The sequence below is a fragment of the bacterium genome (assembly GCA_013360215.1).
Taxonomy (GTDB): domain Bacteria; phylum CLD3; class CLD3; order SB21; family SB21; genus JABWCP01.
Genome location: JABWCP010000034.1, coordinates 20,580 through 29,712 on the forward strand (window position 1 = coordinate 20,580; position 9,133 = coordinate 29,712).

10 protein-coding genes are annotated in these 9,133 nt (G+C 38.2%); 1 reads left to right on the plus strand and 9 read right to left on the minus strand.

Going from position 1 to position 9,133, the window contains the following annotated elements; translation table 11 throughout:
* Positions 1 to 3: 3 nt before the first annotated feature.
* Positions 4 to 972 (plus strand): ornithine cyclodeaminase, encoded by a 969-nt coding sequence (locus HUU58_14505; GenBank protein NUN46885.1) that lies wholly within the window; start codon positions 4 to 6, stop codon positions 970 to 972.
* A 203-nt stretch (positions 973 to 1,175) separates the two neighbouring features.
* Here HUU58_14505 and HUU58_14510 read toward each other — a convergent pair whose 3' ends face one another.
* The 9 genes from HUU58_14510 to HUU58_14550 form a co-directional block, all read right to left on the minus strand.
* On the minus strand, positions 1,176 to 1,784 hold the full coding sequence (locus HUU58_14510; GenBank protein NUN46886.1) for a hypothetical protein: 609 nt from the start codon (positions 1,782 to 1,784) through the stop codon (positions 1,176 to 1,178).
* Between the two features lie 1,040 nt (positions 1,785 to 2,824).
* Positions 2,825 to 3,442 (minus strand): hypothetical protein, encoded by a 618-nt coding sequence (locus HUU58_14515; protein ID NUN46887.1) that lies wholly within the window; start codon positions 3,440 to 3,442, stop codon positions 2,825 to 2,827.
* Positions 3,443 to 4,100: 658 nt separating this feature from the next.
* Positions 4,101 to 4,346, minus strand: coding sequence for a hypothetical protein (locus HUU58_14520; protein NUN46888.1), 246 nt, complete (start codon positions 4,344 to 4,346; stop codon positions 4,101 to 4,103).
* A 265-nt stretch (positions 4,347 to 4,611) separates the two neighbouring features.
* Positions 4,612 to 5,178, minus strand: coding sequence for a hypothetical protein (locus HUU58_14525; protein ID NUN46889.1), 567 nt, complete (start codon positions 5,176 to 5,178; stop codon positions 4,612 to 4,614).
* Positions 5,179 to 5,367: 189 nt separating this feature from the next.
* Positions 5,368 to 5,838: a hypothetical protein gene (locus HUU58_14530; GenBank protein NUN46890.1), complete on the minus strand. Its 471-nt coding sequence runs from the start codon at positions 5,836 to 5,838 to the stop codon at positions 5,368 to 5,370.
* Between the two features lie 308 nt (positions 5,839 to 6,146).
* Entirely contained in the window at positions 6,147 to 6,674 is a 528-nt protein-coding gene (locus HUU58_14535) for an ECF transporter S component (GenBank protein NUN46891.1), read from the minus strand.
* Positions 6,675 to 7,247: 573 nt separating this feature from the next.
* Complete coding sequence (locus HUU58_14540; protein ID NUN46892.1) at positions 7,248 to 7,679, minus strand: GNAT family N-acetyltransferase; 432 nt, start codon at positions 7,677 to 7,679, stop codon at positions 7,248 to 7,250.
* 264 nt (positions 7,680 to 7,943) lie between these two features.
* The gene (locus HUU58_14545; GenBank protein NUN46893.1) at positions 7,944 to 8,393 is read right to left on the minus strand and encodes a hypothetical protein; all 450 of its coding nucleotides are present in this window, start codon (positions 8,391 to 8,393) and stop codon (positions 7,944 to 7,946) included.
* 230 nt (positions 8,394 to 8,623) lie between these two features.
* Entirely contained in the window at positions 8,624 to 9,085 is a 462-nt protein-coding gene (locus HUU58_14550) for a hypothetical protein (GenBank protein NUN46894.1), read from the minus strand.
* Positions 9,086 to 9,133: the final 48 nt, after the last annotated feature.

A 9,133-nucleotide genomic window follows, 5' to 3' on the forward strand; every position in this document is an offset into this window, starting at 1 on the left:
TCCATGCGATTTATTCCAAGCGACACACTGCGTGAGTTGATCACTATGCCTGAAGCGATAACGGCAATGCAATCGGCATTTTCTGCATTATCCGATGGGTCGGCTGTTGTGCCGCTTCGAACGACCCTTGACTTTCCCGGTTCCGACGCCCGTGCGCTGATCATGCCGGCTTATCATTCATCATCTCGGTACTTCACGACCAAAATAGTGACGGTATGTCCGACCAATGCCGCGCGCCATCTTCCGCTCATCCACGGTACACTGATCGTTACGGACGGATCCACAGGAAAAACACTGGCACTGATGGATGCAGAGTGGATTACGGCTTTGCGGACTGGTGCGGCTTCCGGACTGGCCACGGAATGGATGGCTCTTCCCGATGCGCATACATTAGGAGTTTTCGGGACAGGTGCGCAGGCCTACGAACAGGTGCGTGGCGTCATGAGTGTACGGAAATTAACACGGATTATTATATTTGGCCGCGATCCCCAAAAAACAACTACGTTTTGTAAAACTGTTTCAAATCAATTTGCAATTCCTTGTTTTCCCGCTCAAGCGCCGCAAGAGGTTTCCCAATGTGATATCCTCTGCTGCGCAACCAATGCGCATAACCCGGTTTTTGAAGATAAGTATCTCACGCACGGTACGCACATCAATGGTATCGGCGCATTCAAACCCGCAATGCGTGAAATACCATCAGCGACTATAGCACGCGCTCGCATTATCGTAGATCAACGCGCATCCGCATGGCGTGAAGCCGGCGACTTGATCCTCGCTCAAAAAGATGGAGTAGTCGCTGAAGATTGCATTGCCGGCGAAATCGGCGAAGTCGTCACGCATAAAACTTCCGGACGTATATCCCGAGAACAAATCACCATCTTCAAGTCCGTAGGTAATGCGATTCAGGATAATGTAATTGCATCCATGGCTTATGAACGTGCCCTCAAAGCGGGAATAGGAACGGAGATTTGAACCTACGATTAGTATTAGAAAACAACTTGTTCATATTCGAAATATATATTTGTTTTGACGTGCCGTAGACCATGACCTCATAATTTCCACATGTAACCAACGCTGATGCTAAAAACATGACCTGTATGACCTATACTTAATGGGTTATTCACGTACGAATAGACCAATTCGGCGAAACCTTTATTCTTATTTATATTTTCGCTCTAGCCTATATGAAAAGACGGGAAGTTATTAGGATTAGAACCTTTCCCACCTTCACCATAATCATGATCTATATTAAATAAGTTATATTTAATTATTCCATACATAACACTTGTTTGTGAGCTGCGCTTCGAGATAATTAATCCGGGGGAAATACCCGAGGCAAGTTTATCCGTTCGTTCAGAATAAAATAAAAAATAATTAGTATAGTTCAGCAAAAGAGACATTTGCATTTTCGAATTATCAGGAGTAACTCTATATTTTAACATTCCTCTTAAGCCAAAATCACAACTTTTTATATTCGCACCCAACACAACTTTAGAGAGTAACACCGGTGCGGCATACCCACTCCACAAACTTGCCCCTACATTTAGGCGGTCACTTATACCATACGATAACCTAGGTTCAAGTATTGCGGGTGTAATCGCTTTTACAAAATGATCTCTTGGTTTTTTTGACCATTCTTCTGGACCACCTGAAGCGCTAGTCAGTACACTGAATTTCCCACGATTTAATGTTTCCGCATCTTGGTGTTCAATTATACTTATACCGCCACAACTAATTTGAGGTAAGGAAAAAATAATTATACAGCATTTAACAATTTTATTCATCGTTGCCCCATTTTAATAGAATATAACCGCATGGTACATAACGGATCGCGACAATCTGCGATGGTGCGGTATAAGGTTTCGAAAATTTCAAACCACTCGTGTCTCGCGCCACGCTGTATGTGAAGTGCGAACTCGATTTATTATTTGACATTATTAAGATTACCCTTAAAATCCCATTTTAAATATTGTACGAGCCCTGAATGAACAGATGGACCGCGAATTATTCGTTGGACTTATCAGTTTTTAATAATTTTGTCCTTACGAAAATCTTGTAAGATGCTTTTCTGAAGAAAAACCCGTCACCTTTAGTGAATACACCATCGGAATAAATGGACATTTAATGCTCCATATTCTATTTTGATAGTTTTGATTGCATATTTGGCTTCCCATATCACTGCATCACTTTTAATCGGTTGCAACATAAATAAAAAAAACTTCTTGTTTCTCTACCGCTAGAAGTGATACTTATGAAGTAGCGCCGGTATATTTATCTGTATACGTTCTAATTCCAATGTTTTCAATTGCAGTATTATCAGATTTTGTATGGTAATAGTCAGCAGTTTCCATACTTAAAATTAGATCTGCACAAACTCGTGTACAATTTCCTCAACTGTTTGACTGATTAATAATCTATTTCCTTCTATAATCTTTAATTCAATTTGGTAGGTATTTAGCATTTCTTCTAATTTTTTTAAACGCACCATGAAATTCCCTATTTATAAACTCTATCTACATGTTTACGGGTACTTTTTTATCAGGTAGATCCCACAATTTCTTTAATTAAGATTTAAAATTACCTCGCGCACAGGAAATAACTAAAAATAGAAATGTAAAAAAAATATTTTTCAAAAGACTTTCAATTTTTAAACGTTCTGTGACGTTTGCATAACTTTTCATAGTATTAGATGCGCCATTGTTCGAGGTATCTTTATCTTTAAACTTTCTACTCTTGGTACTCGCATCTATCTGAACCGAGATATGTCATCAAATATCGCAGTCTGGGGAAACAAATATAGAGCATTTCGATTTCATTGCCGTTATCATGGGGTTATGATCGGCGTATCCGCACTGAATAAAAGTCCAATAGAAATTGACCCTGACCATAAATTTTTTAATTGATTTGCCGAAACTGAGAAAACAAGAGAAGCCTTGGAAGTCAGTTGTTTAGCGCTTGAAATACCCAAAAAAACACCAGTTTGTGGTTTAGCGCTACGTTCTCCACTCAAAATCATCACAACCCCATATCCAAGTTCCGGCGCCAAACGAAAATCATTTCCTTCAGTAATATCTACGGACATACCACCGCTAAAGTTAATTGATTGAGGCATAGCAAATTTTGCACGTTTCCATTTCAAAAAAGCAAAGTCAACAAAAGGATGTAGGCGCCCTGAGGCAGAATACATTTCAATTTCTGGGGAAAAATAACTAACTTCTTTTTCATCAGATTTCAATGTTCCACCGACAATGCTGAATTCGATACCTTCTTTGAAGCTAATCGATAAATATCCTGCTTTTGACGAGGAATTTTTACTTCCATACGCATGAACACCGCCCATACTCATGACAGAACCATCACAATGCGAAACTAGCCGCCTTTGAGCGCTAGAAGGGGTGATTAAGAACTGAAGCAGAGCCGTTAAAAACAATAGTTTTTTCATATTCAACATTCCAAAGGTTACTAAAATGAGGCATCACTCAAAACATCATGCTACAAATGTTGTACCAGTAAACAAGTAAATCCAATCGTCTAATTCTACTTGCTCAACGCGCCACAATGTATTCGAACTGTAAACTCAAATTATTATTTAAAAAACAATCACTTGAAAAATCTTATTTTCTGTGTTCCGCAATCAGTGAGCAAACATCTGTGGTTATGCTATTCAATGCTGCTTTGATTTAGTATCCAAACAATAATCCACATTCAACTGCCTCAACAAATCTGTTTTTATGATTCCTTAATGATATCAATATTTTATGTTTTTTTATCATTAACATTGACTTTTTCTATCTTTCCATAATTCCAAGCCCAAAAGTACTCCCAATATTGGCATTTGATTACCATTAAACGTATATAACTGTAGCGGCATGCTGCAAGTAACTATTATTTGTTAAAACTTTAACCATTCCTTGTAAAAACCTTACTTTCAATACTTCACGAGGAGCATGCGAACAGATGGGTGCGGGTTAGAGACATTACAGATTTATTTATTCATCTCATTTTTTTGCAGCTGTTGCAATATTCAATCCTGGGGCTAAATTAGCACCTATCACAGCTCGTTGCGGCCAATGATTTGGATCTGAACCAATTCATTGTTTTCATAGATTATAAAAAACGCCACGGCTTTCTATACGACTCAATATAATTTGTAATGATAGAATATGAGTTTTGTGCGAACCGGTCTCTTCCAATGGCTTTTCAAGTTGATATAAACACGCCTCAACTTCTTTGTCAAAATCTGGAATTTTAGCTACTGTCGATACAACCCATATAATATTGTCATGCGAAACCATTCGCGAGCGACCAGGCACACTTGCGTTCCATCTTTTAATTTTATTTTCCATTCAATCCTGTCGACAGCAATATATTACTCTATCAATTTAATCAGCTTTTGTTAATTAGTATTGAAGCTAAAAGTCTTCGGTATCCACGGTTCTGTAGCGGAGGTATTTAAAAACTTCAAATCTCTCGCGCCTCACGCCACAGTATCGGCACAATGCGGGTTACAATTATTTGCTAAAATTCTAATCAGTATCTATAAAAATCTTATTATCCATATTCTACGAGCATCGTGCGAACGGATCACTAGAAGATTAGACGCACATCAATTTATTTCAATTTCAATCTCAAACCAATTCCTAGTGCAACATGGTTATATTTTATGTTCATCTTCTCATCCTCAAACTTCCATCGCGCTTTATGCCGTTGATAACCAATATCAAAATTTAAAAAAAAGAAGTTTAAACCCGTAGAAATCCCAAAATATGAACCATCTTTGATCGTTCCTCCCCCTTCATAAGAAACATTATTAGATATTAATGAAACCCCATATTGAAAGCCAAAATACACGTGGTTCATGTGGTCCGATAACTTAATTTGCAGGGCACCATAAAATGGTCTTACGCTAAATTTTCCTCCCCATCTTTTAGTCGCCATTGTGGTACTTTTGCTCATACCGCCACCTATAATAAAATATTTGTTTACCGGAAAGAGCATTTCACCTGAAAATTGTATTGAATGTACTTTCTCAGTTAATGGCTCTTTTAAATCCCAAAAGTTTGTTGACTCTGATATATGTTTTCCATCAATATCTTTTGAGATTCTTAAAAAGATTTCTTGAGCATTGATTGAAGATGCTAAAGATGCGATTAAAAGTGTCGAGATTACTCTATTCATTCTTAGTTTTAAATATAAACATGCAAATTGATGTGCGTCTAACGTTGCCTGTATCTGCGGTGCTGCGGCGTGGGGTATCTGAAAATTTTCGACTATTAGCCCCTCGCACCGCGATATGTGCCGAGACGCGTGCCCAGCTATCGTATCCGGGAGAATCTAATATTACACGTATCGAGATCGCTGCCGCTATCATGGAGTTAGGCGTCTGCACAGCGCTTTTATTTTAAAAATATCACATAAATTAAACTTTGATTCATCAAAATCATTGTACTTATACTCTGCAAAAACAGCAATTTTTTGTTTGCCAACTAAAATACTATCAATATATAATGTATTATTTGTAATACTAAACTCTACTCCTGAATCAAATGTATTTTCTTCGCTATTCCAACTCCTTAATAAACCATTTTCAACTTTATACGAGGTCTCCCCTTCATAATCAATACAATCACCCTCATCATCATAACTCCATTCTTTTTGAGTATCGGCTGTAAACTGCATGTAAAATTCGCCCTCGTAAAGAGACTTGTTTTGCTTGTATAACTTCCATTTTGTATTTGGAATAGATGCAATGTTGTTTTCTTTATCATCACTACAGGCTTGCAAAGCACTAAAAATTATAACGATTGTTGCGAGGCTTTTGATAAGGAACGACTTCATACAATCTCCTAATTTAAAACTATTTATATAGTGGAATTTCGATCATAAATACATTTGAGTATGTGTTTAGTAAATGGATTGGCGGTCAATGCTGCATGACGCCTAACGGTCTCCGGTATCTGCGGTGCTGTGGCGCGAGGTATATGAAAAACTCAAACCTCTCGTACCTCGCTCCACAGTATCGGCACGATGCGAGTTACAATTATCGTTAGAAATCTAATCATTACCTACAAAAACCCTGTTTTCAATAATCTAAGAGCAGCAAGCGAACGGATGGGCCGCGTGTTATTCGAAGACCCGCGTTCACTTTACGAATTATCTTGCCTGATCCACCAACTGCTGAGAATAGGAAGCATCACGATCTGACCCACGGCGGCCCAGACACCCGGTAAAAGTGCGACTTCAAAGTATTCAACAGCGTTTGACTCAGGCACATAAGTCAAGAGAGCACAGACAATAAATGCTATTCTTCCAAAGATTAGACCCATCAATACACAAGCAAACTTATTTATGCTTGTTTTTTCTCGCATCAATCCTATTGACAATCCATATATCATAAGTTCAACCGTCATTGACGGTAAGATACTAGGCAATGGATAACCAGAAACAATATAACTGAGTATTGGTGCAAAAATGCCTGCAATTGTTCCTGCACGCCAACCGTATACCAAGCCAGCTAAAATGATTGGCCAATGCATCGGTAGCATTATTCTTACCGGTGCACCAATGAAATGCATTCCTATTGGCAATAGAACGGCGACCAAAACAAATATGATTTGTAGAGTGTATGCTTTCACTCCTTGCAAAGCTAAGGTCTGTGCTTCACTTGCTGACATGCAATCCTTTCTATCTCTTTTTAGGGATTAAATTGTGTTAAGCGGCTTTCGGATAACGGTCTCCGGTATCCGCGGTGCTGTGGCGCGAGGTACCTGAAAACATAAAATCTCTCGTGCCTCGCGCCACAGTATCGGCATGCTGCGAGTTACAATTATTTATTAGAAGTCTACTCATTACCTATAAAAAGCTTATTTTCAACACTCTACGAGCATCGTGCGAACGGATCACCGGATGGTTATCACCTTCACAAGCCATTAATCCAAATAATAATATCACAAGTAGGTTGGAAAAATAGAATCTCATAAAATCCTCTCTTAGTTTTATTAGAAATTGAGAGCTATCAGATAACGGTTCGCGACTATCTGCGGTGCTGTGGCGCAGGGTACCTGAAAACTTTTACTATTAGTTCCCTGCGCCACAGTATCGGCATGCTGCGAGTAACTATTATTTATTAAAAATCTAATCATTCTTTGTAAAAAGCCTACTTTCAATACTCTACGAGCAGCATGCGAACAGATGGGTCGCGTTTTATATGTCATTGCGCTATATTATTTTGATCAACAATCATTTTTTCATTCATTTAAGAATCTAAGACGAAACACCCTTTCTCCAGTCTGCTCATGTGTCTTTTCAGCGACAAATCTGAATCCGTACTTTGCATAGAATTTGCGTCCAACTATATTTTTTTCAAAGACTTCAACAATCAACTCATTGTGAAATTCGAGTGCTTTATCTACCAACATTTTCCCAAAATTCTTCCCAATATGAGTAGGCTGAAGAAATAGACCTCCAATTTCATTTTGAATCAGCGAAACAAATCCAACAACAACACCATCAACCTCAATTACCCACGTTTCCACATTTGGTAGATAAAGATCACGAACATTTTTCTTTTCTTGTGCTTGAAAATCTTCAGACAAGAACGGATGAGCTAAACATTGGGCATTTTCCCATGCAGAGAGTACCGCAGATAAATCTGATTCTCTATATTTTCGAATTGAAATCACTTTTCACTCCATAAATTAACAACATTACAACAATAATTTCAAAAATGGGCAATGGCATATAACGGTTCGCGACTATCTGCGGTGCTGTGGCGCAGGGTATATGAAAACTTTTACTATTAGTTCCCTGCGCCACAGTATCGGCATGCTGCGAGTACAATTATTTATAAACAATTTATCCATTCCTTGTAAAAACCCTACTTTCAATACTCTACGAGCAGCATGCGAACAGATGGGTCGCGGGTTATGCGTGGTGATGCTTCATTAAGCATTAAATTCAGTTAACTTCTCTTTATCATACCATATCCTATATCTTTCCGGCACTAGTAAATTAACATAAGTAACAATTGAATCGATTTGCGGTGAATAATAGTTACTTACATGTGTCTGATACTTCTTTTTTTTCTTCGTAAAAGAAAATGATAGCTGCAATCCATCTTGTACGGAGGAATTTCTATAATTGCTAAAGAACATATTCGTATCCAAGTTACATAAATAATTTAAGTATGGTGAGTCACTAAATTTTCGGCACCACACAATTTTAGGCTTTGAATCAATTTCGCCATATGATTCGATTACTGTTACACTATTCTCAAAAATTCTATAAGTGTAACCATCGCCTGTTGAATAATCGGCATTGTAAATGGATAGATAGGTGCTTCTGTTTGCACATCCACTCATAATTACTAATACAAATATTGAAACAAACTTCATACAAATTCTTTCAAAGCATCATCACGCCTAACGGCACGCCATAGGCGATGTGTCGTGGCGCGAGGTATCTGAAAACTTACACCTACTCGTTCCTCGCGCCACGATATATGCGAACTGCGAGCCTAATTTATTATTTAAAAATGATACATTCACCTGTAAAAACCCTATTTTCAATACCCTGCGAGCAGTGAGTGAACGCCTGTGGCGATGTTATCTGAGGCTTGAGGCGATTAATCCACAACTTTAATATCCCCATAACTAGTGTAAATCGTATTACCATGCTTAAATTTAAAAACACATCTGTATACACATCTGTATAGCCCATTCGAAATTCGATCTCCATCATCTTTATTCAAATCCCAAATGATACTATGAAACCCTTGAGACATAAACTGATCATCCATTAGGTATCTGACAATTCGTTTTGAGCTTTTAATGTACATTGTTACCTTCATTGAGCTGGCAATTTTATACCTGAATTCGATTGGACCATTGGTAGGATTCGGAAAGGCTGCAGCAACTTCAGGCGCACTAATTACTGATTCACCTTTAATTGTTACGCGCCAATCATCCTCGTCTTCAGAAATTACATCCCCTTGGCTGTCAGTTTCAGTATATCCACTAATTACATCACTGTTGTCACATGCCAGAAGCATCAATAAGATTGTTAACGACATTGTTTTACTAAACATAATTACCATTTAAAAAAATATTAATGCGCCTCAAGTCTCAGATAACGG

Excerpts from the sequence above, each read along its gene's own strand:
- HUU58_14515 (NUN46887.1), bottom strand. The coding sequence starts at position 3,442 with ATGAAAAAACTATTGTTTTTAACGGCTCTGCTTCAGTTCTTAATCACC.
- HUU58_14505 (NUN46885.1), top strand. The coding sequence starts at position 4 with ATGCGATTTATTCCAAGCGACACACTGCGTGAGTTGATCACTATGCCT.
- HUU58_14545 (NUN46893.1), bottom strand. The coding sequence starts at position 8,393 with ATGAAGTTTGTTTCAATATTTGTATTAGTAATTATGAGTGGATGTGCA.
- HUU58_14530 (NUN46890.1), bottom strand. The coding sequence starts at position 5,838 with ATGAAGTCGTTCCTTATCAAAAGCCTCGCAACAATCGTTATAATTTTT.
- HUU58_14525 (NUN46889.1), bottom strand. The coding sequence starts at position 5,178 with ATGAATAGAGTAATCTCGACACTTTTAATCGCATCTTTAGCATCTTCA.
- HUU58_14535 (NUN46891.1), bottom strand. The coding sequence starts at position 6,674 with ATGTCAGCAAGTGAAGCACAGACCTTAGCTTTGCAAGGAGTGAAAGCA.
- HUU58_14510 (NUN46886.1), bottom strand. The coding sequence starts at position 1,784 with ATGAATAAAATTGTTAAATGCTGTATAATTATTTTTTCCTTACCTCAA.
- HUU58_14550 (NUN46894.1), bottom strand. The coding sequence starts at position 9,085 with ATGTTTAGTAAAACAATGTCGTTAACAATCTTATTGATGCTTCTGGCA.
- HUU58_14520 (NUN46888.1), bottom strand. The coding sequence starts at position 4,346 with ATGGAAAATAAAATTAAAAGATGGAACGCAAGTGTGCCTGGTCGCTCG.